We start from the raw sequence: 26,832 nt of genomic DNA, 5'->3' as shown, positions 1-26,832 counted from the left end.
GCGTCGACGCCGGATCAAGGCGGTCATTCCGGAGAAGGCCGACCAGGCGGCCAACCGCAAGAAGCGCGGATCTGCCGGTGGCCGGCCGGTCACCCGTGATCCCGAGCTCTACAAGCAGCGCAACACGGCCGAACGCTGCATCAACCGGATCAAACAGTGGCGTGGGCTGGCTTTCCGGTTCGACAAAACGCCCGAAAGCTATCTGGCCGGCTTGCACCTACGCGGGGCCGTCTTATGGATCCGAAGCCTCCGACCAGCCTAGAGATCCGAACTCCGTACAGGCTCTAGAGCGGATTGATCCTCAAGAAGCCGACCGCATCCGCCGGTCTGGCTTGTCACTGGATGAGTAGCTCTTTAGTTCTTCAGGGTCTGCAGACAGCCGCAGACCTCACGTCCGAGATGCGAGGTCAGGGTCTGCCCGGCGCTATATGGCATGTTCGTAAGCGGCGCCCCGTCTAGCGCTGTTGGGCCCATGGTCGGCAGCGGCGGCCGCTGCAGGGACTTGACCGTCACCTTGGATGGCAGTGACGGCGTTGCGGGCAGGCTCCTGATCATGACTCTCGAGCGGTTCGAAAAGGCGCTTCTGATCGCCTACTTTGAGGCGGCCCATCGACCCCACCGCTGCTCTGCTCGGGCGCAGCGGGGCCTACAGCTATGTGGTGATCTGGCCCGCAGACTCCGCGTTCGCATGCTGGCTGGTCGAGCAGCGGATCGCCGTAATTTGCGCGACGGGAGAGGTGGCGTTGCCCTACGTGGGCAGCTACTCGCAGGCGCTCGAATTCACTCACTCGTTGCGGCGGGCAGCCGATCGGCGTAGCGGTCCGGCAGCGCCCGCATCTGCTGGGCCAGCCGCCTACCGGCGGGCCGCGGCGCCGCGACGGCCTTTGAGCGCCGCCGGTGGCGCTCCACCACAAGCGGGCGGCGGATCGTGCGAGCCAGGCGGCGTCGCGCAGGACCTGCATGACCTTCCCCTCAGGCGATCGCCTGCGGCGCGTGCGAAGGGCGTGGCCGGTGCCGTGCGACGTGGAGTTGGGCGGGCACGGACTTACCTCCGGTCACGCTCTGATTTCCACGCATGCCGAGGGGCCGGTGGCGCTGTTCAACCACGCGGTGACGTGGCTGCGCCGGCACCGGGTGCTGGTGCCGGGCGTCTCGGTGCTGGCCCGGCAGGTGTCGGAGTCCCGGACGATGGCCGAGCGGCGCCTGTTTGCTGCTCGGCCGGGCGCAGTCCCGCGGTCCACTTCTCCTCGATGCGGCCGAGCTTCCATACCGCCAGGGAAGATCTGAGCTGCGTCAGGCCGCCGTTCGAGGTTGTCCGGCTCAACGGCTCGGGTCGAGCAGCAGCTTGCCGGAGGTGCGGCGCGATTCGATGTCGGCGTGGGCCTGCTCGGCGGCGCTCAGGGGATAGCGCTCGCTGATGTCGATTTGCAGCTTGCCCTCGCGGATCTTGTCGAAGAGGTCTCCGGTGTGCTGGAGCAGCAGCTCCCGGGTGTGGATGTGGTCGGCGAACACTGCGTAGGTGAGTTTGATGCTCTTGGGCAGGTCGAACAGCCGCACCGTGGGGATGTCGCCGATCAGCGGGCCGTAGTAGACCAGGGTCCCGACCCGTCGCAGTACCTCGACCGAGGACCAGAACGTGGCGGCGCCGCCGCCGTCGAAGACCGCGTGGACTCCCTCGCCGTCGGTCAGGTCCTTGACCCGATCCACGAAGTCGCCGCCCGAGGAGACGAGGACCTCGTCCGCGCCCGCCGCCTTCGCGGCCTGGACCTTCTCCTCGCGGGAGACCAGGCCGATCACGCGCGCGCCGCGCAGCTTGAGCAGTTGGGTCACGATGCGCCCGACCCCGCCGGCGGCGGAGTGCACGAGCGCGGTCTCGCCCTCGGCCAGGGGCGCGGACTCGGTGACGAAGTGGTGTGCAGTGAGTCCCTGCATCATCGTCGCGGCGGCGATGTCGCTGGGGATGTCGTCCGGGACGGGGACGAGCTGGGCGGCGGGGACCGCGATCCTCTCGGCGTAGCTGCCGTGGACGTAGGCCCAGGCCACCCGGTCGCCGATTGCGAAGCCGCTGACGCCCTCGCCGATGGCGGTGACCCGTCCGGCGCCCTCGACCCCGGGGACGAAGGGTGGGTTGCCGGGCACCGAAAATCCGGAGCGGGTGCCGGTGTCCATGAAGTTGATACCGGAGAAGTCGATGTCCACCACCAGCTCGCCCGGCCCTGGTGCGGGGTCGGGGCATTCCTTCAGCTGGAGCACTTCCGGTCCGCCCAGTTCTTCCACTACTACGGCGCGCATGGCGCATACCCTCTTTCTCTCGGTTCTGTCGGTACGCCTGCCGGACGGTCGGCACGCGTCAAAGGAATGGCGGAGCGGCCCCGCTCAAGCCTGCAACAATGTGGACGCGTAGGCGGGGTTGGTGTAGTCGCGCCAGGCCGCGATCCTGCCGTCGCGGAGCTCGTAGATCGCCATGTTCATCACCGGGGCGAGCTTCCCGCCGGGCAGGGCGAGCCCGTGGATCTGCTCGGCGATGACGATGTCACCGTTCACCGCCTGGTGCACGGTCTCGAACTTGATCTGTGCGAACTTCGCGAAGATGCCCTTCCACAGGGCGACCACCGCGTCGCGCCCCTCGACCGGGGAGTCGCCGTAGGCGGTGAAGACGACGTCATCGGCAAGGAAGGGGGCAAGGGCGTCGGCGTCCTGAGCGTTGAAGGCGTTCACGAAGTCGCGGACGAGTGTGTCGTTGTGGGTGGCAGGCATGTCGAGGTTCTCCCCTTGGGTCGGTGTATGTGTGTGTTCGGTTGTCGCTGAGCGCAGGAGGAATCTTCTGGACTAGCAAGTCCGGAGAATCGCTCCCCATGATGCGCGTCTATGCCGGAACTGGCGTCGGTGGCGACAGGGGCGGGCCCGGCTGGGCTGTTGCGCCGCGGGAGACGGTCATGTCCCGGGGAGACTCGGCCGTACCGCGGTCGGACAGCACCCGGTCTGGCAGCGGCACGGTGTGTGGCCTGCTGCTTCCGGGACTGGAGCAGGAGGCCCGTCGCCCGCGGGGTCAGCCACCGATCCTGCGGAAGGTCTCGATGAGGTCGGAGGTGAACGCCTCGGGGTTCTCGTAGTGGACGAAGTGGCCGCCCTTCATATGGGCATTGACGTTGACCACGTTGAAGGAACTGCGCGTGGGCCCGTTCTCGAAGAGGGCGATGCGCTCTTCGACGGTGTTGATGGCGGGCGGATAGGCGTCACCGAGCAGGAAGGTGAAGCCGGCCGGCGGCTCGACGACGGGCCGACGATCGTGGGAGGGCACCCACGGATGGCGCACCGCGTTGCGGTACATCCGGATCGAGGTGCCGATGGACTGCGTCACCCAGAAGACGGTGGCCTGGGTGAGGATGAAGTCGCGGGGGAAGGCGTCCTCGAAGTTGCCCCGCTTGTCGCTCCACTTCTTCCACCGCCGCAGCAGCCAGGCGAGCATCCCGATGGGGGAGTCGTTCAGACCGTGGGTGAGGGTCGAGCCGTCCAGCATGTGCACAGCGACGTGGGAGACATACGTGTTGACGAAGTTCTCCAAGCCCTCCCGCAGCTCCGGTGAGGCGTCCTCGGGGATCTTGCTGCCGTCGGTCAGGTCCCAGAACCGCTCGTTGGCGAACTGGCCCGGAGGCATGTCGTGGCCGTAGTGCAGGCCGATGATGCTGTTGGCGTACTTGTGGCCGAGCGCACTCGTCACCAGAGCACCGTAGTCGGAACCCGCCGCCCCATACTTCTCGTAGCCCAGCACCTCGGTCATGAGCTTGTGCAGGATGTCGGCGATCTTCCAGTAGTTCAGATCGCCTCTGACGACAGGGGTGGACCAGGCGAAGCCGGGCAGGTCCGGGATGATGACGTCGAACGAGACGGACGGGTCACCGCCATGGGCGGCGGGGTCTGTCAGCGGCCCGATGAGCCCGTAGCTGAACTCGCCGGGCCACGGCCATCCGGGGCTGATGATGAGCGGGATCGGGTTCGGGCCCTTGCCGCGCTCGTACACGAAGTGCACGGGTGCGCCGTCGATCTCGACCTTGTGCTGGTTGTAGACGTTGAGCCGCTTCTCCTGCGCACGCCAGTCGAAGCCGTCCGCCCAGTACTCCACGAGCGGCTTCAGGTAGGCGGTGCTGATGCCGTAGTACTCCTCCTCGTTGTCCAGGTCGTCGAAGAAGCGGGTCTTCTGCAGGCGTTCCTTGAGGTCGTCGAGGGCGTCCTGGGAGACGTCGATGTGGTAGGGCGCCAGCGCGACGGGCTTGTTGCTGTTGCTCATGGCGATGCTGCTTTCTGCTGGAATGAAGGGGAATCTGTTGCCGAAGGGGTCAGGCGGTGAAGTCCAGACGGACTCGGGTCTGCTTGAGCTCGGCGATCTGCCAGGAACCATCGATCTTGACGAAACGTGCGTGGTAGTGGCCGAAGCCGTGCATGCCCCTGAAGGGAATGGTCTCGGACACCGCGGCGCCCTCGGGACGGGTGACGATGTCCTCCATCGCGAACACGCCGTGGGCGGTGGTCTCCGAGTCGACGTCGATCTCATCGGAGAACAGGTGGTGGATCAGGGTGACGCCGGGGCCGCCGCTGGAGCCGACCGTCGCGGCGATCTCGTCCCGGCCGTTCATATGCAGCCACACCGTTCCGTCCGGCTTGTGCGGGCTGAACGTGCCGTCAGGTGTGAACAGGTTCGCCAGGTCGTCCCAGCGCTGGTGATCGGCATAACGGACATAGCGGGCCATCAGGCGGCGGAGTTCCTCGGTGATGCTGAGGCGCTCAACAGCTTCCATGATCGATCTTCCTTCTTGACGTCATGCACGTGCACCGTGGGCCGGCGACCATGCGGCCTGCGCTGCGGCCACCACCGGGGTGCCCCGAGCCTCTGTGGACTGTTTGGTCCATTCATCATGCATCCTCAAAAATGGACTGGCAAGTCCAAACATGAGAGACGTCGGCCACAGGACCCGACTGGCTGCGTCATGCAGCAGCCCTCACGCCAAGCAGGCTGCCGACAGGCGCGGCATGCGTGCCGGGCGAAGCTGCGGCAAGTCTCCGGCCGGTGCAAGGTGTGCGGCGAGTCGGTACGGAATTCCAGGTGGTGGAAGCAGCAGGCGGGGCCCCATTCGGCGGAGCAGCCGGACGGTGACCGTCCAGGCCTGGAGGCGGTTCGGGATGCCGTTACGGGCCAGTGGTGGACCAAACAGTCCAAAAGTGTGCGATGATGTGAAGATGAAGAAGGGGCTGACTGCGAAGGGCAGGGCGACTCGACAGCGCATCGTTGTTGCGGCGGCGCTTCTGATCCGGGAGAAGGGGATCGCCGACACGTCGCTCGACGATGTACGGGCGGCCACGGCGACCAGCAAGAGCCAGCTGTTCCACTACTTTCCCGAGGGCAGGTCCGACATTCTGGCAGCCGTCACCGAGTACGAGGCCGCGCAGGTCCTGGAGGCGCAGCAGCCGTTTCTGGACGATCTTTCGACGTGGGAGTCCTGGCAGGACTGGCAGCACGCGGTGCTCGCCCACTACACGGAACTGGGGCAGCGCTGCCCCCTCGGCAGCCTCACCGCAGAGCTGGGCAAATCCTCCCCGCAGACTCGCGCAGTCGTCTCCTCTCTCTACGACAAGTGGGAGGCGGCCCTCGTGCGCGGTGTGGAGACGGTGACGTCCGCTGGGCGAGACGCGGCACTCGGTCGCGCGCGCAGCATCCTGACCGCCGTCCAGGGCGGGGTCGTGATGCTCCAGACGACCGGGCGCACGGACTATCTGGAAGCAGCGCTGACCGAGGCACTCAGCCCACTTCGACCCGTGGGTACTCAGGCCGTGTCGGGGTGAGTGATTTCCCTGCGAGGTCTGCGGAGGCAGCCGACTCGCGGGCCCGCAGCGCTTCCCGCCCCGGCACGTGTTCGCCTTTCCTTGTCGAGACACCGACAGGCCACTGAGCATCTTCAGCAGGATGTCGACGTTGTCGATCGCGTCGACGAGGCACTGGCGGGCCGCCTCGATCTCGATGCCCCCTCCTTGACCGCCTCCACATCGGGCACCCGCCCGGTGCAGGCGATGCCGAGGAGCTTTTGCAGGCCCTCGGCGGCGTGCGCGGCCGCCAGCGGGACCGGCCCGGTCGAGGGGGCCTGGGCGACGAGCTTCAAGGGGCCAGCCACCCGCAGCACCTGCCAGCGCAGTAAGGGCGGCCGTTAAGAACCGCGCCACCAGCCCCAAACGAGCGAGAATATGCAGGTCAATGGCTTACACGTGAGAGCTGCGGCGGCCCTGGCGAGACGACGCTTCTCCGGAGGACACCCCGCTCGGCCTGGGAAAACAAGCTGCCGCTTGGGGTTGGTGGCGCGGTTCTTAACGGCACCCAGGATGCATGACCGGAGACGGCTGGCCAGCGGTGGCGTCCCTGACTCCTGGACGAACAGCGCGACGGAAATGGTGCGGGCGGACGAAGTCCACCGCTCTCGCTGTCGGCAGGATGAACGGATGGCTGACCTTAACCATCTGCAGAGCCTGCTCGACAGCAAGGTGAAATCCCTCCATGTCCCCGGTGCCGCCGTCGGCGTGCTTTTCGATGGCGCGGACCACGTCCTCACCACCGGCGTCACCAGCGTCGACGCGCCGGCCCCCGTGACGGGCGACACGCTGTTCCAGATCGGATCGACCACCAAGACGATCACGGCGACAGCGATCATGCACCTCGTCGAGCGCGGTCGGCTCGACTTGGACGGGCGCGTGCGCCAGTATCTGCCCGGCTTCCAGCTCGCCGACGAGCGGGCCGCCGACGAGCTGACTATCCGGCACCTGCTCACCCACACCGGCGGATTCCTCGGCGATATCGACGACGGCGAGAGCTGGGACACCGGCGCGCTGGCCGCCTCGATCGGTACCTACGACCAGCTGCCCCAGCTCTTCCCGCCCGGCACGCTCGCCTCCTACAACAACGCCGGGTTCAGGCTGCTCGGCAGGGTCATCGAGGTCGTGTGCGGCGAGCCGTACGAGAGCGCGGTCAGTCGGATCGTGCTCGAACCCCTGGGCATGAGCTCCAGCTTCTTCTTCCCCTGGGAGGCCGCGACGCGGTCGCACGCCGTCGGGCACACCATAGGAGAGGACGGCCCGCAGGTCGCGCACACGTGGGGGCTGTTCCGCGAAGGCATGCCCGAGGGCGGGCTGGTGTCGTCGGTGCGCGACCAGCTCCGCTACGCCGCCTTCCACCTGGGTGCGAGCGGCGAGGAGCCGGTCGGAGCCGCCACCAGGGAGCTGATGCAGGCGGAGCACGTCCGGGTCGGCGTGCCGTGGACCGGCATCGGGCTGCCGTGGCTGCTGGATGAGCAGGCGGGCGTGCGACTGGTCACGCACGGCGGCAACATCGGCAACCTGCAGCTGTCCACGTTCGTGCTGGTGCCCGAGCGCGGCTTCGCCGTCACCACGCTCACCAGCTCCGCGCCCGGCAAGGTGCTGGGCAAGCTGGTGACCGACTGGTGCCTGGAGCATCTGCTCGACGCCAAGCCGCAGGCCGTACGGCTGGCGCTGCGCGAACCCGCGCCGGAGTACGCGGGCAGCTACGACGCGGGGCAGTGGACCTTCGAGGTCGACGAGGGTCTGACGGCGCGATTCGTGCTGCGACCCGAACTGGTGGCCGCGGGTGTGGAGGGCATGCCCGACATGCCGCTCGCGCTGGTCGAGGGCTGCGACGACGTGACGATCGCCGCCGACCCGCAGCGTGCCGTCGGCCGCTTCCTGCGAGACGACGCGGGTGAGGTCGCGTTCCTGCACCTGGGCGGTAGGGCGGCCAGGCGGATCCGCTGAATCGGCCTGCCGTCAACGAAGCTGCTACCGGGCACATCCGCGCCCACCCGCAGAAGGGTATTAAGTGCGCCTTTCTGTCCGTTCGCGCTGGGCGGAGCCCAAAAACACGAATCAAGCACATGATCCTGCAGATGCACTGGCCGACCAAGCCCGGCCAAGGCTCCCAGGATCTCTACGGCAGGTGGTTCGACGCCAAAGAGATCGAGACCACCTCCCAATCGTCGGCCGGGCCGATCATTGTCAGCGTTCGCCGGTGTGTGACGGTCGTGGCGAGCATCAAGATCAGCAGCGACCTCGGCTACAGCGACATGGCCGCCTGCTGAACATCCAGGCCGTGCGTGCAGAGATCGGGTTCGGCATCAGCCGGCTGCTGAACGTCGACCTGCTGCCGCGCATCAATCAGATCAGCCACGTACGGCTGTACCAGGCAGAGTCGGGCGAGCCGCCCGCTTCAGCCGCCTGGCGCCGGCGCTGACCCGGCCGGTTACTGGTGGAAGGCTGCACTATTCACGACCGACGTTCGCTTGTCCCTGACGCTGTCAGGGCTGTGATGACAGGTGATGCATCCGTCACTTCAGGTGCCGTGCGACGGACGCGAACGGCAGTGTTGAAGCATGTCTGTGCCGACGTCGAAGCCGCTGGACGGTCGTCCCCGACGCCGAAGCCGGGTGACCCTCATCGCCTCCACCGTGCTATTGGCCAGCCTCCTGATGGTAGGCCTGGTTGGACTGGTGACCGATCCGTTGCATCTGCCTCTGCCTCTGCTATCAGTGCTGGATCAACGTGCCAGTGTGATCAGCATGTTCATCGGTGCGGCAGGGCTAGCGGTCTCGGTGGTCGCACTGTTCCGTCGTCCTGCGGATGAGGGACAGGCGTCCCTCGACCATGGGGAGCACCTCCATGGGCTTCACGGCGACGTGGACGTCGGCGCCTTGCCTACTGCGGCGCACACCTTGCCTCCCGATGTCGCCTCGTTCACCGGCCGCCACGCCGAGATAGAGCAGGTGCTCAAGGCACTGCCGAACGGGACACGTCCCGGGGTGGTGGGGATCAGCGCGATCGATGGGATGGCTGGGGTGGGCAAGACCGCTTTCGCCGTGCACGCCGCCCACCGGCTCGCTGCCCGGTTCCCTGACGGGCAGTTGTTCGTGCGCCTTCACGGCCATACTCCCGGGCAGCTCCCGAGGGATCCCGCTGACGTCCTGTCCACGTTGCTGTTGTGGGCCGGTGTCGCACCGCAGCACATCCCTGCAGACGCAGAGGCCCGCGCTGGGTTGTGGCGGGATCGGATGGCAGACAAGAAGGCGCTCGTGGTGCTGGACGATGCCAGTGGCAGTGAGCAGGTCCAGCCGTTGTTGCCTGGCGCCTCCGGAACGTTGGTTCTGGTCACCAGCCGTCGGCGGCTCACCGCTTTGCCCGGTGCCAAGACCATCACGCTGGATGTGCTGCCATCGCGGGAAGCCGCGGAGTTACTCGTCCTGGTGGCGGGCCGTCCCGGCCTGTTCTTCGGCGATCCTGAGGTCGCTCAGGTCGTCGCATTGTGTGGATCCCTGCCTCTAGCCATCAGCCTGGCGGGCGGACAGCTCAAACATCATCCGGCGTGGACCGTCGCCAACCTGGTAGCTGACCTCGCCTCGGCTGCGGGTCGCCCGATTTGCCTGCAGGCCGAGAATGTCTCGGTCGCCGCCGCCTTGGACGTGTCGTACCGGAATCTGTCGGCAGACCAGCGGCGTTTGTTTCGCCGGCTCGGTCTCCATCCCGGAACGGACATCGATGTCTACGCCGCGGCCGCTCTGGGAGCCATTGATCTGGTCACGGCCCGTCGGCTACTGGACGATCTGTTCGCCTACCACCTGGTCGACGAGCCGGTTCGGGGCCGCTATCGCCTTCATGATCTGATCCGCTGGCACGCCCGTGCTCGCGCCTTGGCGGTGGAGCGCGAGAAGGTACGCAACGCGGCCGGGAAGCGGCTGCTGGATTACTACCTTCACGCCGCCCGCGACGCGGATCGTCATACAACGCAAGGAGTTCCCGCTGGCGTGCCGGAAGTGAGCGCCGTTCGGCCGGCGTGGCTGCCAGACCTGTCGACCTGGGAACGAGCCGTGGCCTGGATGGAAACCGAACGGCTCAATCTCCATGCCGTCGTCGACCACGCCGTGTCGCACGGCTGGTTCGGACATGCGGTCGCCCTTCCCGCCGCGATGCTCGGCTTCCTCCGCGTCCACGGCCACTGGCACCAGGCACTGCACCTTCATCGAGTCGCCCTGGAGACGGCACGCAGCGTCAGCGATCCCCTCGCCGAGGCCAACGTGCTCAACGACCTGGGCGTCCTTCAGAGCTGGGCAGGCGACCATCGGGAGGCCACCGCGACTTTGTCACGGGCGAGGGACCTGTACCACGCTTCCGGCAACTCGCTCGGCGAGGCGAATGCGCTCACGTACCTGGGCTCCCTCCAAGGCCGCGCGGACGATCTTGAGATGGCGACGGCCAGTCTCACCCGGGCCCTTGAACTGCATCGAGCCACCGGCAACCGGATCGGGGAGGCCAACACGATCAACAACCTGGGGATCGTCCGACACCTGACCGGGGATCACCAGGCGGGGATCGCCAACCTCATACACGCTCGCGACCTGCACCGTGCCATGGGCAACCGGCTTCGGGAAGCCAGCGCCATACACAATCTGGGCTGCGTGAAGCAGGCGACCGGGGAGCACCGAGCAGGGATGGCCGATCTCGTATGGGCTCTTGAGGTCTACCAGGTCATCGGCGACCCCCTCGGGCAAGCCCACGCGCTCAATGACCTGGGAGCCGCCCAGCAGGCGACCGGAAATCTACTCGCGGCCACCACCAGCCTCACGCGTGCGCTGGAACTGTATCGAGCCCTCGGCAACCGGGCGGGCGAGGCCGAGGCGCTCACTGTTCTTGGCGTCGTCTGCCGATTGACCGGGGATCTCCAAGCCGCCACGGCCGCTCTCGTCAAGGCCCAGGAACTGCTCCGAAACCTGGGCAATCAGTCCGGAGAAGTAGCGGTCCACAACGATCTGTGCGAATTGTCGCGCGCCTGCTCCAGATCGTGTGGAGCGGGAGCCCTTAATCCTCTGCTAGAGCATGACCGATCGTCAGCCGTAGCCCTCTCGCGCAGGCGTAGAGCCATCGCAGTCCGGCGGTTCTCGTATCGAGGCTGGTAGCCCTACGCTTGTCCGTCGCCGTATCCGCATGCTGCCCCCCTTGCCCCGGCAAGCTACTCCTGAGCAGGTACTTTGCGTTGATCGACACCTGTTTCACTGGTGGAAGGGAGTCATTCCGACCATGCGCTATTCCTCCAGTCCGGAGAGTCGCTCGTGAGGCTCGGTGAGCAGCGCAGCCGCCCAGAGGAACACCCACCTGGGACACCGCCAACCGCGCCAAGACCGCCACCGACCCGGTCGCCGGCCGCACCTGGACCTACGGCTACGACAGGGCCAACCGCGTCACCAGCCTCACCTCAACAAGCCCCGCCAACACCCAGACCTTCGGCTACGACGACCTCGGCCGCGCCACCTCCCAGACCCTCAAGAGCAGCAGCGGCACCGAACTCGCCAAGATCACCTACGGGTGGGACCTCGACGACAACCTCAAGACCAAGACCACCACCGGCCTGGCCGGAGCCGGCACCAACAGCTACGGCTACGACCACGCCGGCCGCCTCACCTCCTGGACCGCCCCCGGCGGCACCACCACCGCCTACGAATGGGACGCCGCCGGCAACCGCACCAAGGCCGGCACCAAGACCTACACCTACGACGAACGCAACCGCCTCACCGAAGGCGACGGCACCACCTACACGTACACCCCCCGCGGCACCCTGGCCACCCAAACCAAGGCCGGCAACACCACCCAGCTCACCTTCGACGCCTTCGACCGCCTCATCGCCGACGCCGACAGCCTGTACGCCTACGACGTCTTCGACCGCGTCACCACCCGCACCAGCGCCACCACCAGACAAACCCACCAGTACTCCGGCCTCAGCAACGACCTGGCCGCCATCAGCGTCAGCGGCAACATCCAAGCCAAATACTCTCGCGACGCGTTCGGCGCACTTCTCGGCCTGCAAGAAGGGGCCGCCCCCGCCACAGGCGCACTGAATGACCTGCACGGCGACCTGGTCGGCACCTACACCGGCACCGCCCTCGTCAGCTCAACCAGCTACGGACCCTTCGGCGAGGTAACCGCCCGAACAGGCGTCCAGAACAACCTCGGATACCAGGGCGAATACACCGACCCGGACACCGGCAAGGTCAACATGCACGCCCGCTGGTACCAGCCTGATACTGGCACCTTCACCAGCCGGGACACCGCTGCCCTCGATCCCGACCCGTCCGTGCAGGCCAATCGTTACACCTACGCCAACGCGTCCCCGCTTACCGGTACTGACCAGACCGGCCACTTCACCACCAGCAATAACTCATGGTCCATGCCTGGTACCGCGGGTTGGGGCGACACCTCCGGTGGCTACACCGGTAATGTGTGCGGTGGGATCATCAACCAGTGCGGTAGTGGGAGCGGCAGCTCTATCGGAGACGGTGGCGGCCCCCTCGCTTGCGCCGGAGCGGCACTGAATTTCTGTGGCGGATTCGTGCCGGGCGAGTATTGGGACGTCGACCGCCACGCGTCATTTTCCGAAGATGAAGCACGCAGAACCAACGTGGTCGATGTAGGACTGGGAGCCGGCCGTGATGTCCCTGGCGCAGACTTCTGGGGAGACAACTCGGCCATAGGCAAGAGGGCGCGCCGGAATTTCGCAGCTCATTACGACCCGTTGAACGGGGTCGATAACGAAGCCTTTCTCTGGGCTGCGGCAAAGAACGCGGCTAGGACCAGCAACTGTGTCTGTTTGGTAGCTCCGGCGGCAGCGGCAGGCAAATTCAACTCGATCACGTGCTCAAGCTACTACGGCGAAGCGGCGTGTCGGGAAATCAAGGAGACGGCGAAGCTAGCCAAGACGGCTCAGCAGTTCTTGAACGAGTGTCTTGTTGACGCCCTTGAACGATGCTACAAATGGCGTGACGAGCTCGGCATTGATGACAAGCTCTGGCTAAGGTTGCGAAGGGAAAATATCGATAGGGTCATCGGAAGCGGCAAAAATCTAACCTTGAAAGATTTCCTTGACTTCTTCTTCGGCGATGCCGTGGACTGTCTTAATGGAAGCATGGCCTCGTGCGGGCTCTTTGCCATCAATTTCCTGCCGGAAGTCGGAGTGGCGGCAAAGGCGGGCGTTAAAGGCCTCGGCAAGGTGTTCGGAAGACTCGGATCGGCAGGCGTAAAAATTGCAGAAAAGTGCAATAGCTTTGCGCTGGGCACTCTGGTGCTCATGTCAGATGGAAGCCGTAAACCCATCGAAGAGATCCGCGAGGGAGATCAGGTCCTACCCACCGACCCAATCAGCGGGAAGACGGTAGCTAGGACGGTTACAACCCTTATCAGCGGATCCGGCATCAAGAATCTGACGGAGATTACTGTAACGACAGGGCGCGCAGTCGACGCCAACTATCAGTCGCTGATCGCAACCGCTCAGCATCCCTTCTGGGTTCCTTCTCTCCAAGAATGGGTTGACGCAACATATCTTCAGCCAGGCGACTGGCTCCGCACCTCTACGGGTACATGGATCCAAGTCGCTGCGGTGAAGCGATGGACGGCTTCACGGGCTGTTTACAACTTGTCGGTCGCTGACCTCAACACGTACTACGTCACAGTTGGCACAAGGGATATTCTTGTCCACAATTCCAACTGCATCGCCGGATGGGTCAAGCGCGCCGACTTCTCAGATCCGAGTACAATGTCGAAGAAATTCGATGCCCACGCTAAGGACTTCGATATCAAGGCAACCAGAAACAAGGGAACTCTGGCGGCGTTTGAAGCTAAGATGCGCGAACACATTATGGCACCTGGAACCAAGATTTACAGGTTTAATTACAGAAGCCAGGGCCAAGCGGTGGGATTTATCGATCCCAAGTCCAGAAAGATGGTGATGTTGAACACCTATGGGCGATTCTGGACAGCATATAAACTTAACAACGCACAATTCAAGGACATCATAGATAACGGTCACCTGTGGTGACGCCTTTTGAGGTGTAGGGAGATGAAGATCTTCGGATGATCGACCGTCTCACATCCCTTCTGCAAGATGAAGGGCGACGATTTAACACTGAGTGGTTGGATCTTGGGGACAAGACTGTTGTTCCGGTCCTCAACGCGTCCTTCCTTAGAAGAACATTGACAACACGGCTATCTGCCGCCGCTAGTGAGGTTGGTGTGTCGCATGGAATGATCGCAGAAGTGCGGCAGGGGCGGATTGTCGGTCACATCACCCAGATTGACATGTCGGCTGCAGGTCTTATGGCAGTGCTTTCCGGATGGAATGCACCCACATACCTGCTTGCGCTGACGGATCTTTCCGGCGCGCTGCTTGTAGCAGATCCGGAGTACTCGCTATTGGGCGGCCGTTACGAATTTGTTCGAGCCTGCCTCGATGTCGGAGTCGATGAAGCACGGGCGCAGTTCTCTCGATCCGCTCGACAGCTCGCCAAGGCGCACCCTGATCTTATGAGCGTCGCAAACGAATACCGTCCACGCTGGCGGTCCTGGGGTTCTCCGGATGAGGTACAAGCTGCTTCGTATACCGCACGACAGCTACATTTGATGAAGTTGCTAGGCGAGGGCCAAATCGAAGTGTCAGAGTTCATCAGCGAATGGCTCGCTGCCCGCAGACAGATCCTATGTAGAGGGGAACGACTTCACGGTAGATTCAACGAGCTCATGAACTCCGTCTTTTACGCAATTGACGATTTCGTCCTTGATCCGACTCTCCGCGATGTGGGGGATATGTCGGAGCGCGAATTCCAGAACCGTGTAGCAAGCGTGTGGCAACAAATGAGCTCCTTGGGATGAATGAATGTGGGATGAGTGCGGGCGTGATTGTAGGCCAATAGCTCGAGCCGAAGCGTGATCCCGCCGAGGAGGATGGGCAGCCTTCGTCGCCCGAAGGGGTCTTACCGTCACCCGCGCCGAGCCCTGGCGACGGCGAGCAGGTCGTCGGTCACCCTGGCTGCAGCGCAGGCCGCCACTCCTTCAGCAGTGACTGCTCCCCAACAGCTGCTTCCCACCCCGTGCACCGCCACGATCTGCGTCGTCGCCCCACCCTCGCTCGCCTTTCACGCCCGTGTGATGCGACGGCAATGCGGCCACGACCTCACGCACAGCGACTTGACAGACAGAACATCACGATTCGACGCCCGCCAGCCAACTCGCCAAGCACGTGAGCAAGTAGACGGCGCAGAGGCATCTCCACCACCAGAGCACCTGGGCACGCCTTCGGCACAACTTGCCGTGGAGGTTGGGCCTACTTGCCTTACGTGCCTGACAAGATCATCAAGCTCCGACCTGCGAGAACAGGCCAACAACCCAAGATAACGATGGCTGTCCTCAGCCCGCAGGCAGGCTTCGGCGATCAGCAGACCGCGCAGGCCATCCGCGGTGATGACGCTGCCGAACTCCGGCACGTTGATCGGCCCGTTCTGGCCGAACTCCCTTAGGGACGATCTGGAGCGCTGCTTCCCCGGGCTGCTTGCTTCGATCCTCACCGCGGCCCCGGCGCACCGCACTGCCGACTGAGGCCGTCCTCGATCGGGTGTGCTTGGCGCGGACCCCGGGCGGAGGGCCCGGCGAACCTCTTGCCAGGATGATCTGTATGTCTCTTGGTGAACCGTCACGCGCCCTTTTGATCATCGGCACGGTGGGAGCGGGTAAGACCTCGGTCGCGGACATGGTGGGCGACCTGCTCGCCGATGCTGGGGTGGCCCATGCTGTCATCGACCTGGATGCCCTTCGACGATCCTGGCCCCCTGCGCCCGGTGATCGTTTCAACTTCGAGGTGGCCGTGCGGAACCTGCGCTGCGTCGCTGGAAACTATCTGGAGGCTGGGGCCGTCCGACTCGTCATGGCAGGTGTCGCAGAGACCCGCGAGGAGCGCCGGCGGTATGCGGAGGCGGTGGGGATCGAGTTGGCCGTTTGCCGGCTCCGGGTGGAGCTCCCTGTCGTCCGGCAGCGCCTGGCTCGGCGCCACCAAGATGAGGGGGAGGCTCTGCGGTGGCATCTCGACAGGTCGGGCGAGCTTGACCGGATTCTGGAAGAGGCTCAGGTCGAAGACGCTGTCGTCGAAGCCGGCGAGGGTTCTGTGTCCGAGGTGGCCGAGGCTGTGCTGAAGGCCGTCGGCTGGAGCTGATTGTCCCTGAGAAGGGCATGTACGTGCTGCCCGCCCGCCCGGCGGGTCTGGCGTTCGTGCGTACCAGGTGCTGGCGGCGGGAGGCGCGGCACCGAGCCGGTGCGACCTAGTCGATCACCGCACTGGCGCGATCCCCTTCGACGCGGCCAAACGCTTCAGGCAGCCATCTCGCGGGAGGCGGCGGCTGGACCACCTCGGTGACCAACCGGCCGGGCCCGGACACATCACCCTGCATGCCACGGCCACCGGCCTGTGGGGAGGGGCTCAAGCACACCATCACCTGGGCTTACGCCGTCCAGAACTGATCATCTGCGACGCCCGCCGTCCACCGGTTGGCGGGCGTCCACGTGGCACGCCGTGAAGCGACCTGGCCTGGAAGTTGATCGAGAATCGGTTCGCCGGAGGTTCAGGGAGACGCCGGTCACGACGCTTCTTCGATCATGACCCCGACAGGCTTGGCCAGCTCGGCCAGGTCGGCGAAGAAGCGCTCGGGATCGATGATCACTTCCGGGGGGTGGACTCCTGGCCGGACGACGGTGCCGTCGAGCAGCTGGGCGAGCCCTGCGGCTGCCGGGATTCCGGTGGCTTCGGACATGTTCTTCATCAGCCCGCCCGTATTGACCAGATGGGCCAGGACGGTGAGCGGGTGACCGTCCCGGGTTCCTGTGGCGGCGGCGAAGAACGGCGGCAGAGAGCCGGGCGTGCTGAACCTGACGGCGCGCGCGGCGGCCCGCAGAGCGCGGCGCATCGTGGGTTTCGCCAGGTCCACGGCGGCCGTCTCGTTGGTGAGCCGGCCGCTGTCCAGGTCGCTGCGGAGGACGTCCAGATAGGCTACGGTGCCAGGCGTGATGACCATGAGGTTGGCCGCGTCTCCGGTGGGCCGATAGCTGCGTTGCAGGGTCACCGGTTCGGGGTGACCGACGGTGTACGCGGTGCCCTTGCGGCCACCCGGCAAGGTGAGCGCGACCGGCCGCAGCGGCTGCTGCTGCACGAGCTCGCCGTTGCTCACCACGGCAACCGTTCCCCTGATCTGCTGCATCCAGTGCACGGCGGCCGCGATCGGACGCCCGTCCGGACCGCGTAAATCGGTATCGTCGCCGCCGGCTCCAGGCACGTCGACGGGCCAGGCCGTGTAGAGGTCCGTCACGGTGTCGAGCCGGGCGACCGCCCTGGCCGCGAGCAGGTTGCTGATGCCAGGGCTCGCGCCCATCCCGATGACGGCGCACACCCCTGCGGCACGGGCGTCGGCGTCGAGAGCGAGCATCTCCAGCGTGGGTTCCCAGTCGTCGCAGATGTCGAGGTAGTGCGTACGGGTACGGATCGCCGCCCGCAACACCCCCAGGCCGAACCGGTAGTACGGGCCGACGGTGTTGAGAACGATGTCGGCCTCCTTCAGCACCGCGTCAAGCTCGGCCTCGTCGGTGACGTCTACCTCACGCGCGCTCATCCGTACCCCCGAACCGCCCAGTTCCTGGGCGAGTCGCGCCGCTGCGTGCGCGTCGCGGTCGGCGACGACGATCTCTTGGACGCCGGGCAGCCCGATGGCCACACGCACCGCGACCCGGCCCATCGCACCGGGTCCGCCGAGGGCGAGGATTTTCATCAGCCACTCCCTGAAGAACGATGACTAAAACGATCGTTGGAGTTACGATCGGGAATGTGACGAAAGTATCATTCGCGATACTGATCCGCGAGCGGCCGATGAGCCGGATTCTCGCCGTCGAGGCGCTGAGCGCCCTGCCGATCGGCGCGCTGACCCTGCCCTTCTCGACGCCGGACCGCGACATCGTGCCCGACTGGGTTCAGCTTCTCGGGCTGGCGATGCTCGTCGTGCTGTACGGCACCGCGCTGTGCACCTGGCGCCTGGTGATGGTCGGCGGGCTGCGTCCGTCGCCGACGACCTGCCATCAGGTGCGAGACGACCGGCGGCTGCGGCTTCTCGTGCTGTGCTACCCGCCCGTCCTGGCGATCCTCCTGGCCCTGCCGCCCACCTGGACGGCGTTCTGGTTCGGGCTGACGCTGGCCACAGTGGTCGGCGGCGCGGTCTCGCTGATCCGGATCGCGATCATGTTCAACGCTTCCAGGGCCTGATTCGCCTGCCCTCTCGGCCGTTCACAACGCTGGCGGACCGCCGCCGACTGTTGTGCGTCCGCCGCAGGAGTGTCTGGAACAGGGCAGCGCGAGAACTCTCGTCCATCCGAAACCGCCACGCATCCCAAAGCGTGCATTCTGTTACTATCGTTTTTATGACGAACGTTCAAATCTCGAAAGAGATGCGGCATGTGGACGTGCTGGTCATCGGAGCGGGCCTCGCAGGTGTCGGCGCCGCCTGGCGGTTGCGCAAAACCGGCCGTACCTACGCGGTGCTGGAGGCCAGAGCCCGCCTCGGTGGCACGTGGGACCTGTTCCGCTACCCGGGCGTCCGCTCGGATTCAGACATGTTCACCCTGAGCTACCCCTTCCAGCCGTGGCGGGAGAGCAAGTCGCTGGCGGACGGCGACAGCATCCGCCGCTACATCGAGGAGACGGCTCGCGAGCACGGGATCGACCGGCACATCCACTGCGGCGTCAAGGCGGTGGCCGCCGCATGGTCCTCCAAGCAGTCCCTGTGGGTGGTGGAGACCGAGGAGGACGGGCAGGCCCGGGTATGGACGTGCGCGTTCCTCTACGTCTGCGCCGGCTATTACGACTACGAGCACGGCTACCAGCCGGACTTCCCGGGCCTCGACGCCTTCACCGGCCGGTTCGTGCACCCGCAGTTCTGGCCCGACGACCTCGACGTGACCGGTGAACGAGTGGTCGTGATCGGCAGCGGCGCCACCGCCGTCACGCTCATTCCCGCGATGGCCAGGACCGCGAAAAGGGTCACGATGTTGCAGCGGTCGCCCACCTACCTGGCCTCCTTGCCCGAGGTCGACCGCGTGGCCGACGCGCTGCGCCGATGCCTGCCCGCCCGGCTCGCGCACGCGGTGATCCGCGGCAAGAACGTGCTGAACAGCCAGCTGACCTACTGGCTGAGCCGGCGATTCCCGGAACAGACCAAGCGGCACCTGCGCACGGCCATCCTCCGATATCTTCCGGATTCCGGCTATCTGGACCGGCATTTCACCCCCCGCTACCAGCCGTGGGACCAAAGGCTGTGCGTCGTACCCGACGGCGACTTCTTCCGTGAGGTGACCGCCGGCCGAGCGGCCGTGGTCACCGACAAGATCGCGCGGTTCACGGAGCACGGGATCGTGCTGGAGTCGGGGGACACACTTGAGGCCAGCGTGGTCATCTGCGCGACCGGCCTGTCGCTGATCCCCCTGGGCGGGATCAGCCTCTCGGTGGACGGGCGCACCGTCGACCTGCCCAAGACCACCGCCTACCGTGGGCTGATGCTCAGCGGCGTCCCCAACCTCGCCTTCTGCGTCGGCTACACCAACGCCTCCTGGACGCTCCGTGCCGACCTGTCCTCCCGCTACGTCGTCCGCCTGCTAGACCACATGAGACGGCGCCGCCACACCGTCGCGATGCCCGCCATGCCCCCGGACGAGATCAGGCGGCCGCTGCTCGGCCTGACCTCCACCTACATCGCGCGCGCCGCGCACCTGTTCCCGCAGCAGGGCGAGCATGCCCCCTGGACGGTCGGCCAGAACTACCTGCTCGACCGGGCCAGGTTCCCCTTCCTCGACCTCCGCAAGGGAATGGTGTTCGATGACTGATTCGACCGGCCGCCGGGTGGTCGCCCTCGGCGGCGCTGGGGCGATGGGCCGCCCCGCAGTCGAGGTGCTGGCCACCCGGCGGGACCTCGCGGAACTGGTGATCGCCGACCGTGACCTCGCCGCCGCCGAACGGCTCGCCGCGCTGGTGGCGGGAACGGGCACCGCCTCTGTCGTCCCGGTCGCCGTCGACGCGGCCGACCCGGTGGGGCTGCGCGACCTCTTCCGTGACGCCGACCTCGTCGTCAACACCACAGGCCCCTTCTTCCGGCTGGGAGTGCCCGTACTGCGGGCCGCGATCGACACGCGTACGCACTACGCCGACATCTGCGACGACTGGGAACCGACGCTGGACATGCTCGCGCTCGACGCCGAGGCGCGCGGCGCGGGAGTGACCGCCGTGATCGGCGCGGGGGCCAGCCCAGGCACCAGCAACATGCTGGCCGCGCTCGCCGTACGCGAGCTGGAGAGCGTGGACGATCTGTTCACCGCCTGGCCCGTGGACGTGCCCTTCGTCGGCGACGACCCGGCCGAGGACGCCACCGCCGACGTTTCCGCCGCCACCGTCCACTGGATGCAGCAGCTTTCAGGAACGATCCGGATCTGGAGCGCCGGCACGCCTGCCGTACGACCGCCTCTTGAAGCGGTCACCCTGGACTATCCAGGGCTGGGCAAGGGCACCGCGTACACCGTCGGCCATCCCGAGCCGGTCACGCTGCCGGCCACCCTCCCGGTCGCCGGTGACTCGGCCTGCGTCATGGTGGTCCAGTCGGCGACCGCCGCATACCTCATGGCGCTGCGCGACGATATCGATCGCGGAATGCTGACGCTGGAGCAGGCCGCCGCCGCCATCGAGCATCCGGCCGCGGGCTCCCTAGTCCGCTCCGCCCTTCGCCGGTTCTCCCTGCGCGGGCCCGGCGCCCTGCCCGCCTTCTTCGCGCTGGCCACGGGCAGCCGGTATGGCCGGCCGTGCACTGTCGGCGCGCGGCTCATCGCCTCTCCGCGGGGAATGGCCAGGGCGACCGGAATACCCCTGGCGCTCACGGCGGGGCAGATCCTCGACGGCAAGGTCTGTGACCGCGGCGTCCACCCGCCCGACGCGGTGCTCGACCCTGACCGGTACTTCGACGAGCTGGCCGCCCATTGCGATCCGCCGCAAGGCGGCCGAGACGACGTGGTCGCGGTGGATCGCGCCTGATGACCGCCCCGACGCTCCACGGCGATGTCGCCTCCGGCTGGGAACCCGTCCGCGACGCCTTCGCCGCGATCGTGGACGGTCCGGCGCAGCGCGGCGCCGGGCTGCACGTCATCCACCACGGCGTCACCGTTGTCGACCTCTACGACGGCGCCCATGGCCCGGACACCACCCAGGTGATCTTCTCTGCCTCCAAAGGCGTCGCTGCGGCGTGCCTGGCGGTGCTGGCCGACCGTGGCGACCTCGACCTCGACGCCGCCGTGACCAGGTACTGGCCGGAGTTCGGCCGCCACGGCAAATCGGCGATCACCGTCGCGCAGTTGTTGAGCCACCAGGCCGGACTGATCGCTCCCTTCCGTCCCGTCACGCTGGCTGAGGTGCTCGAGGGACGCCCGCTCGCCGCCGCCCTGGCGGCCGAGCGACCCCGCTGGCCTCTCGGCACGCCCGCCTATCACGCGGTCACCTGGGGAACTCTCGCCGATGAGCTGGTGCGCCGCATCACCGGCGGACGGCTCGGCGAGGTGCTCGCCGACCTGGTCTGCCGTCCCCACGGCCTGGCGATCGGCATCGGTGTCCCCGCTGGCTCCGCGCCCCTGCCGGTGCACGCCGCCGCCCGGATCCCCGTCACAGTACGCCTGGTCACCGCGATCTTCGCCCGCCGGGGAACGCCGCTGTGGCAGGCGATGACCGTGCAGGGCGCCATCGACGAACCTCCCGACCTGTGGGTGCGCCGCCCGGAAACCCTCGACGCCCACCTTCCCGCGGCCAACGCCGTCGCCACCGCCCCCGCGCTGGCCCGGCTCTACGCCATGCTGTTGCCGGGAGCCGAGACTCCGCTGGTCAGCGAGCGCACTCTGCGTGCCGTGATCCGTCCTCGGGTCGCCGGGCGGGACCGGGTTCTCGGCGTTCCTTCGGCCTTCGGGTGCGGGTTCGCGCTGCCGAGCCGTGCCTGGCGGCTGGGATCCGCTTCCGCCTTCGGCCATCCGGGGATCGGCGGCGCGCTGGGCCTGGCCGACCCTCGCCGGGACCTCGCCCTCGCCTTTCTCCCGCTCGCCATGCCCGCCGACGCCCTGAACGACGCCCGCCACCGCACCCTGCTGGACGCGGTGACGAAGGTCATCGGACCATGACGGCCGTCGCATCACGCGGGGAAGGCGCACCAACTATCGTGCATGTTCGATAGTTGAATGACGGATAGACGAGGAGCGTCCCGTGGGGGACCGCGGCGCCTCGCTGTCCGCACGTACCCGACAGAGGGCGGCGTCGCCATCCCAGCGTGCCGCCCGGCCGTACTTGGAAGGCCCGCAGCATGACCGCCGAACCCCAGATCCCGGGAGACGACGTCCAGGTCCCCACCCGGATGCTCGTCGAAGCGCTCGTCCGTACCGACCTCACTGTCGACACCGGCGAGCTCTACGCCACCGCCAACCTGCTGGGCATGACCGACCAGCAGGTGCGCCTGTGCATCAAGCGGCTGGTCGCCGAAGGGCGCTTCACCCACGAGGGCCGAGGACGCAAGGCGACCCTGCGCGCCACCGGCGCCACGGAACGGATGCTGGGCCTCGACGTCGAATTCGTCACCCACGCCTTCCGTCAGGACGCCGGGCTCGCGCCCTGGGACGGGACGTGGCACCTGGTCGCCTTCGCCGTTCCCGAGACCGCGCGCGCCGCCCGCGACGCCCTGCGCGCCGCGCTGACCCGCCTGGGCGGAGCCCCCATCCAAGGCGGCCTATATGTCAGTGCCAACCCGTGGGAGCCCTACGTCGAGGGCCACGCCCGCCACCTCGGCGTTCTCGGCCATCTCACCGTCGCGACCACCCGGGACCTGCGCCAGGGCGAGGAGGACGACCCTGCCGCACTGGCTCGCGCCCTGTGGCCCCTGGCCGAGATCGCCGAGCGCTACCACCGGCTCACCGCCGTCGCCGAGCCGCGCCTCGACCGCCTCCGCGACCACGCCGGTCTGTCCGAGGCAGAACGGCTGACCATCGCGGTGGAACTGGCCGCCGAGTTCACTCGCGCCATGGAGCCCGACCCCCTCCTGCCTCCCCAGTTGCTCCCACAGCCCTGGCCGGGCAGTCAGGCCCGGGCGCTCCTGGCCCAGTGCTGGGCGCTCCTGGCCGAGGCCGCCGCTCCGGACAGCAGCGAGAGCACCCGCGTGTTCCGCCTCTACGACGACATGGCCCGCACGGCAAGGGGCCGCCGGTAGGCGGCGGCCGCCTACCGGCGCAAGCACCCTGGGCGTGCTCCTTCATGGTCAGCGCCCGTGCTTCTTCGCGTACTCGGTGAGCATGTCGAGGTAGCCGGGCACATAGAGCGAGCGGGGCGCGGCGACGGCTGTGATCACGGCCCAGAGGCTGTCGGGGTTGTCCAGTTCGTTCTTTACTGCGTTGTGGGAGCCGTTCGGGAGGTTCGCGACCGTGAGCAGGTCCCGGGGGACGCCCGCTCGATAGGCGGCCTCGGTCTCCTTGACGTCGACGTTGCGGTCGAGCTCCCCGAGTACGAGAAGCGTCGGCGTACGCACCTTCGGAAGCTGGCCGGTCACATCCGCGCGGAAGTTCTTGAGCACGAACCCCCAACGGTCCTTGCTCATAGGCGGGTTGTCCAGACCGGAGGCGACGTACTGGTCATATCCGACACCCTTCTCCAGAAGGCGGATCTGAGCAGCACGCCGACGGAGTTCGCTGTCGAGCTTGGCTTCCGGCGCGCCCTGCTCACGAAGTTCTGTCCGCAGGTTGTACTCGCCCTGCCGCAACCAGTTCACCGCCGCCCCGACCAGGATCATGAAGCGCACATCGGTACGCTCTCCCGCCACCTTGGGCAGCACCCAGCCGCCCTGGCTGATCCCCCAAAGTCCCAGCCGGTTCGGGTCGATCTCCGGTCGCTTCTTGGCCCAGTCCAGCGCGGCTTCCACCTCGGCGCTGCGATCGCTCATGCTCTGGTGGAGCCAGTTTCCTGGCGCGCCGCCGATGCCGGGCTTGTTCCAGGACAGCGAGGCGTAGCCGGCACGTGCGAAGGCCTCCCAGATGGGCCGGTAGAACCCGTCTCTGGAAGCATCCGCCTCACCGTCTCCGTGAGCGAAGATGACCAGTCCTCGCCGCCCTTCCCCCTCCGCCGGCAGTGCAAGCACCGCCTTCAGCGGCTGCTTCGGTCCGGGAATGGTGACCTGCACCTCGCGCACGGCGAAGTCGTTCTGCACGACGACCCACACACCTAGCCCGGCCACCAGGGCGAACACGCAGGCGAGGGAGATCCAGAGTCGCTTGACCCAACCTCTTATTTTCATGGAACTATCGTAACAGCTACGATAGTGTTTAAAATTAACGAAGCGCTGCACGTCGCCACTGACGGGCAGATGTGGCCGCGCACCTTCAGGCGTATGACGCGCACGTCGGGCGTGTCGACGCAAGCCCTCGCGCGCGTGGGGGATGTCGTAGCCAAGGTTGGGCCCGCGGCCTGCTGGATCTGCATCGCGTCTACGCCGCGCCGCAGCCCGCCCGGGCGTCCTCGACCTGGTCCGGCCGGGCCACGATCGTGACCGACTCGAACGCTGCGATCGCCCGCGCCACCGCGGCGTACTCGGCCCTGGCCTCGGCCAGCATCCCATCCCACAACTCCTCGCGGGTCGGCCAGGCCATCAGGCACCCCTCGTGCGCCTCCCACTCGGCCGGCATGCGCAGCTCGTCCAAGGCTCCTCCTCTGATCCGTGTGGTCATGCTGCGCAGAGGCGTTGTAGGACGCCGGTGAGTACCGACAGCCCGGCCACCATGTCGTCGTCGGTGGTGAATTCACCCTCGTTGTGTGAGATTCCGTCCTTGATCCCGGCCGCGTCGCTGCCGGCCGCCGCGCCCTCGCCTCGACCACGGCGCCCTCTCCTTCGCACCCCGACTCCTCGCCCTCCGACCACAGGAAGAACTGATGCGTCTGACCCCCACGGAACAGGACCGGCTGCTCCTGTTCACCGCCGCGGAACTCGCCAGGGCGAGGCGCGCCCGGGGACTGCGGCTCAACGTCCCCGAGGCGACCGCGCTGATCGCCGACACCGTGTGCGAGGCCGTCCGGGACGGCGCCAGGCTGGCCGAGGCGATCGCCGCCGGACGCGCCGTCATCGGCGCCGACGACGTCCTGCCCGGCGTCGCCGACATCGTCACCGAGGTCCAGGTAGAGGCCGTCTTCGAGGACGGGACCAGGCTGGCGGTGATCGTCGACCCGGTCGGCGCGGGCTCGCTCGGCCCGCTTGCCCCCGGAGCGATCATCCCGGCCGACGCGCCGCCGGCCGTGCCCGAGCCGGTCGTGACCGTCGAGGTCACCAACACCGCCGACGTGCCCATCGGCGTCACCTCCCATTTCCACTTCTTTGAGGTCAACCCGAGGTTGCGGTTCGACCGCCCGGCCGCCTACGGGAGGAGGGCGGCCATCCCGGCCGCCTACGGGAGGAGGGCGGCCATCCCGGCCGGCGCCACGTTGCGCTTCGCGCCGGGTGACACCATCGCCGTCCCGTTGACGCCGATCGGCGGCGCGCGGGTGGCGGTCGGGTTCGCCGGGCTCGTCGACGGTCCGCTCGACGCCCCCGGAGCCCGTGGGGAGGCATTGCGGCGGGCCCGCGCGTGCGAATACCTCGACGGAGAGGACGCATCATGACGACGAACGCCTTCCAGTACGCCGCCGTCCACGGGCCGACCACCGGCGACCTGGTCCGGCTGGGGGACTCCGGCCTGGTTGTACGCGTCGAACATGACGCGCAGCGGCGCGGCGAAGAGTTCCTCGCCGGCTTCGGCAAGACGGCCAGGGACGGCATGCATCTCAAGGCCGCCTCGGTAGGCGGGACCTGCGACCTGGTCATCAGCAACGTGCTGGTGATCGACGCGCTGCTCGGGATCCGCAAGACCTCCATCGGTATCCGGGCCGGACGGATCTGCGCCGTCGGCCGCGCGGGCAACCCCGACACGCTGGACGGGGTCGACGTCGTCGTCGGTACCGGCACCACCATCGTTCCGGGGGAAGGGATGATCGCCACGGCCGGCGCCGTCGACACCCACGTCCACCTGCTCTCGCCGCGGATCATGCAGGCGTCGCTGGAGTCCGGCGTGACGACGATCATCGGCCAGGAGTTCGGCCCCCTCTGGGGCGTCGGCGTCAACTCCCCGTGGGCGTTGCGGCATGCCTTCAACGCGTTCGACGCCTGGCCGGTCAACATCGGCTTACTGGCCCGCGGCTCCTCCTCCGACCCCGCGCCGCTGATCGAGGCGCTGGACGAGGGCGGCGCTTCCGGGTTCAAGGTGCACGAGGACATGGGCGCGCACACTCGCGCCCTGGACACTGCGTTGCGGGTCGCCGAGGACTACGACGTCCAGGTGGCCCTGCACTCCGACGGGCTCAACGAATGCCTGTCGGTGCGCGACACCCTGGCCGTCCTGGACGGCCGGACGATCCATGCCTTCCACATCGAGGGGTGCGGTGGCGGCCACGTCCCCGACGTGCTCGCCCTGGCCGGGCTGCCCAACGTCATCGGATCCTCCACCAATTCACGGATGCGGATCTGTAGTACTCGGGCCCAGTCCAGCGGAATGCTCTCGGCCGCCGCCAGGGCGTTGACCCGCGCCACCCCGCTCTCGCCGAACCGGGCCAGGCTCTGCGCGAGCTTCGACTCGCCGCCCACCGCGCCGGGCTCCACCTGCCAGGACCGGATCGTCAGCTCGACGTGCCCGCCCTCGGCTCGGAAGCGTGCGGCGGCTCGCCGGTATCGGGTGAAGGCCAGGTAGGACCAGATGCAGCTGATGTCGAGGGTGATGTCCACGGGTACGGTGTTCGTCATGGTGTCCAGCCTCACCACTGCCTCCACCTGCGGCAACGCCCGTTTTCGCAACGAT

24 protein-coding genes and 2 pseudogenes are annotated in these 26,832 nt (G+C 67.1%); 18 read left to right on the top strand and 8 right to left on the bottom strand.

Annotated features, from left to right (window positions below; genetic code table 11):
- Window positions 1–262, top strand: a pseudogene (locus ACFYYW_RS47215) (IS5/IS1182 family transposase); the annotation flags it as partial.
- Window positions 263–960: 698 nt separating this feature from the next.
- Complete coding sequence (locus ACFYYW_RS47210) at window positions 961–1,287, top strand: DUF4158 domain-containing protein (protein ID WP_387660656.1); 327 nt, start codon at window positions 961–963, stop codon at window positions 1,285–1,287.
- Window positions 1,288–1,320: 33 nt separating this feature from the next.
- Here ACFYYW_RS47210 and ACFYYW_RS47205 read toward each other — a convergent pair whose 3' ends face one another.
- The 4 genes from ACFYYW_RS47205 to ACFYYW_RS47190 all read right to left on the bottom strand — a co-directional run bounded on the left by ACFYYW_RS47205 (window position 1,321) and on the right by ACFYYW_RS47190 (window position 4,796).
- Window positions 1,321–2,292 (bottom strand): quinone oxidoreductase family protein, encoded by a 972-nt coding sequence (locus ACFYYW_RS47205; RefSeq protein ID WP_387660653.1) that lies wholly within the window; start codon window positions 2,290–2,292, stop codon window positions 1,321–1,323.
- A gap of 84 nt (window positions 2,293–2,376) precedes the next feature.
- A complete protein-coding gene (locus ACFYYW_RS47200; RefSeq protein ID WP_387660650.1) occupies window positions 2,377–2,757 on the bottom strand; it encodes a nuclear transport factor 2 family protein in 381 nt (126 codons plus the stop codon).
- Between the two features lie 292 nt (window positions 2,758–3,049).
- Window positions 3,050–4,288, bottom strand: coding sequence for an epoxide hydrolase family protein (locus ACFYYW_RS47195; protein ID WP_387660647.1), 1,239 nt, complete (start codon window positions 4,286–4,288; stop codon window positions 3,050–3,052).
- 49 nt (window positions 4,289–4,337) lie between these two features.
- Window positions 4,338–4,796 carry a nuclear transport factor 2 family protein gene (locus ACFYYW_RS47190; RefSeq protein ID WP_089514463.1) on the bottom strand — a complete coding sequence of 153 codons (459 nt, stop codon included), beginning with the start codon at window positions 4,794–4,796 and terminating at the stop codon, window positions 4,338–4,340.
- Window positions 4,797–5,235: 439 nt separating this feature from the next.
- Here ACFYYW_RS47190 and ACFYYW_RS47185 point away from each other — a divergent pair, with 439 nt between their 5' ends.
- Window positions 5,236–5,838: a TetR/AcrR family transcriptional regulator gene (locus tag ACFYYW_RS47185; RefSeq protein WP_387660644.1), complete on the top strand. Its 603-nt coding sequence runs from the start codon at window positions 5,236–5,238 to the stop codon at window positions 5,836–5,838.
- A gap of 113 nt (window positions 5,839–5,951) precedes the next feature.
- Here the strand turns inward: ACFYYW_RS47185 and ACFYYW_RS47180 are convergent, their stop codons facing one another.
- The gene (locus ACFYYW_RS47180; RefSeq protein ID WP_387660668.1) at window positions 5,952–6,185 is read right to left on the bottom strand and encodes a DUF6245 family protein; all 234 of its coding nucleotides are present in this window, start codon (window positions 6,183–6,185) and stop codon (window positions 5,952–5,954) included.
- Between the two features lie 301 nt (window positions 6,186–6,486).
- Between ACFYYW_RS47180 and ACFYYW_RS47175 the strand changes: the two genes are divergently transcribed.
- The 8 genes and pseudogenes from ACFYYW_RS47175 to ACFYYW_RS47140 all read left to right on the top strand — a co-directional run bounded on the left by ACFYYW_RS47175 (window position 6,487) and on the right by ACFYYW_RS47140 (window position 16,069).
- Window positions 6,487–7,809, top strand: a complete 1,323-nt coding sequence (locus tag ACFYYW_RS47175; RefSeq protein ID WP_387660642.1) for a serine hydrolase domain-containing protein — start codon at window positions 6,487–6,489, stop codon at window positions 7,807–7,809.
- A gap of 119 nt (window positions 7,810–7,928) precedes the next feature.
- Window positions 7,929–8,132: a hypothetical protein gene (locus ACFYYW_RS47170; protein WP_387660640.1), complete on the top strand. Its 204-nt coding sequence runs from the start codon at window positions 7,929–7,931 to the stop codon at window positions 8,130–8,132.
- An 11-nt stretch (window positions 8,133–8,143) separates the two neighbouring features.
- Complete coding sequence (locus ACFYYW_RS47165) at window positions 8,144–8,284, top strand: hypothetical protein (RefSeq protein ID WP_387660638.1); 141 nt, start codon at window positions 8,144–8,146, stop codon at window positions 8,282–8,284.
- Window positions 8,285–8,423: 139 nt separating this feature from the next.
- Complete coding sequence (locus ACFYYW_RS47160) at window positions 8,424–10,997, top strand: ATP-binding protein (RefSeq protein ID WP_387660635.1); 2,574 nt, start codon at window positions 8,424–8,426, stop codon at window positions 10,995–10,997.
- A gap of 209 nt (window positions 10,998–11,206) precedes the next feature.
- Window positions 11,207–11,557, top strand: a pseudogene (locus tag ACFYYW_RS47155) (hypothetical protein); the annotation flags it as partial.
- Between the two features lie 267 nt (window positions 11,558–11,824).
- Complete coding sequence (locus tag ACFYYW_RS47150; RefSeq protein WP_387660665.1) at window positions 11,825–13,906, top strand: polymorphic toxin-type HINT domain-containing protein; 2,082 nt, start codon at window positions 11,825–11,827, stop codon at window positions 13,904–13,906.
- Window positions 13,907–13,941: 35 nt separating this feature from the next.
- Window positions 13,942–14,736 (top strand): hypothetical protein, encoded by a 795-nt coding sequence (locus ACFYYW_RS47145; RefSeq protein ID WP_387660632.1) that lies wholly within the window; start codon window positions 13,942–13,944, stop codon window positions 14,734–14,736.
- 799 nt (window positions 14,737–15,535) lie between these two features.
- Window positions 15,536–16,069: an adenylyl-sulfate kinase gene (locus tag ACFYYW_RS47140; protein ID WP_387660629.1), complete on the top strand. Its 534-nt coding sequence runs from the start codon at window positions 15,536–15,538 to the stop codon at window positions 16,067–16,069.
- A 421-nt stretch (window positions 16,070–16,490) separates the two neighbouring features.
- Here ACFYYW_RS47140 and ACFYYW_RS47135 read toward each other — a convergent pair whose 3' ends face one another.
- The gene (locus tag ACFYYW_RS47135; protein WP_387660626.1) at window positions 16,491–17,672 is read right to left on the bottom strand and encodes a saccharopine dehydrogenase family protein; all 1,182 of its coding nucleotides are present in this window, start codon (window positions 17,670–17,672) and stop codon (window positions 16,491–16,493) included.
- A 56-nt stretch (window positions 17,673–17,728) separates the two neighbouring features.
- Between ACFYYW_RS47135 and ACFYYW_RS47130 the strand changes: the two genes are divergently transcribed.
- The 5 genes from ACFYYW_RS47130 (at window position 17,729) to ACFYYW_RS47110 (ending at window position 23,171) form a co-directional block, all read left to right on the top strand.
- Entirely contained in the window at window positions 17,729–18,160 is a 432-nt protein-coding gene (locus ACFYYW_RS47130; protein ID WP_387660624.1) for a hypothetical protein, read from the top strand.
- Between the two features lie 155 nt (window positions 18,161–18,315).
- A complete protein-coding gene (locus ACFYYW_RS47125; protein WP_387660621.1) occupies window positions 18,316–19,773 on the top strand; it encodes a flavin-containing monooxygenase in 1,458 nt (485 codons plus the stop codon).
- Entirely contained in the window at window positions 19,766–20,968 is a 1,203-nt protein-coding gene (locus tag ACFYYW_RS47120; RefSeq protein ID WP_387660618.1) for a saccharopine dehydrogenase family protein, read from the top strand. Before ACFYYW_RS47125 ends, ACFYYW_RS47120 begins: the two co-directional genes overlap by 8 nt.
- A complete protein-coding gene (locus ACFYYW_RS47115; protein ID WP_387660615.1) occupies window positions 20,968–22,095 on the top strand; it encodes a serine hydrolase domain-containing protein in 1,128 nt (375 codons plus the stop codon). The genes ACFYYW_RS47120 and ACFYYW_RS47115 overlap by 1 nt, the downstream gene beginning before the upstream one ends.
- 179 nt (window positions 22,096–22,274) lie before the next feature.
- Complete coding sequence (locus ACFYYW_RS47110) at window positions 22,275–23,171, top strand: PaaX family transcriptional regulator C-terminal domain-containing protein (RefSeq protein ID WP_387660612.1); 897 nt, start codon at window positions 22,275–22,277, stop codon at window positions 23,169–23,171.
- A 48-nt stretch (window positions 23,172–23,219) separates the two neighbouring features.
- On the opposite strand, the gene ACFYYW_RS47105 is transcribed toward ACFYYW_RS47110, so the two are convergent.
- Both ACFYYW_RS47105 and ACFYYW_RS47100 read right to left on the bottom strand, forming a co-directional pair.
- On the bottom strand, window positions 23,220–24,200 hold the full coding sequence (locus ACFYYW_RS47105; protein ID WP_387660609.1) for an alpha/beta hydrolase family protein: 981 nt from the start codon (window positions 24,198–24,200) through the stop codon (window positions 23,220–23,222).
- A 238-nt stretch (window positions 24,201–24,438) separates the two neighbouring features.
- Window positions 24,439–24,651: an agmatine deiminase family protein gene (locus ACFYYW_RS47100; protein ID WP_387660606.1), complete on the bottom strand. Its 213-nt coding sequence runs from the start codon at window positions 24,649–24,651 to the stop codon at window positions 24,439–24,441.
- Window positions 24,652–24,880: 229 nt separating this feature from the next.
- Between ACFYYW_RS47100 and ureA the strand changes: the two genes are divergently transcribed.
- Together ureA and ACFYYW_RS47090 are read left to right on the top strand one after the other, a co-directional pair.
- Window positions 24,881–25,603, top strand: a complete 723-nt coding sequence (gene ureA, locus ACFYYW_RS47095) for an urease subunit gamma (RefSeq protein ID WP_387660603.1) — start codon at window positions 24,881–24,883, stop codon at window positions 25,601–25,603.
- On the top strand, window positions 25,600–26,724 hold the full coding sequence (locus ACFYYW_RS47090) for an urease subunit alpha (RefSeq protein ID WP_387660600.1): 1,125 nt from the start codon (window positions 25,600–25,602) through the stop codon (window positions 26,722–26,724). Before ureA ends, ACFYYW_RS47090 begins: the two co-directional genes overlap by 4 nt.
- Window positions 26,725–26,832 lie beyond the last annotated feature (108 nt).

It is taken from the genome of Nonomuraea sp. NPDC001831, from assembly GCF_042892035.1.
Classification (GTDB): domain Bacteria; phylum Actinomycetota; class Actinomycetes; order Streptosporangiales; family Streptosporangiaceae; genus Nonomuraea.
Note: the sequence above shows the minus strand (reverse complement) of the source record. Positions and strands in the feature narration are given on the sequence as shown.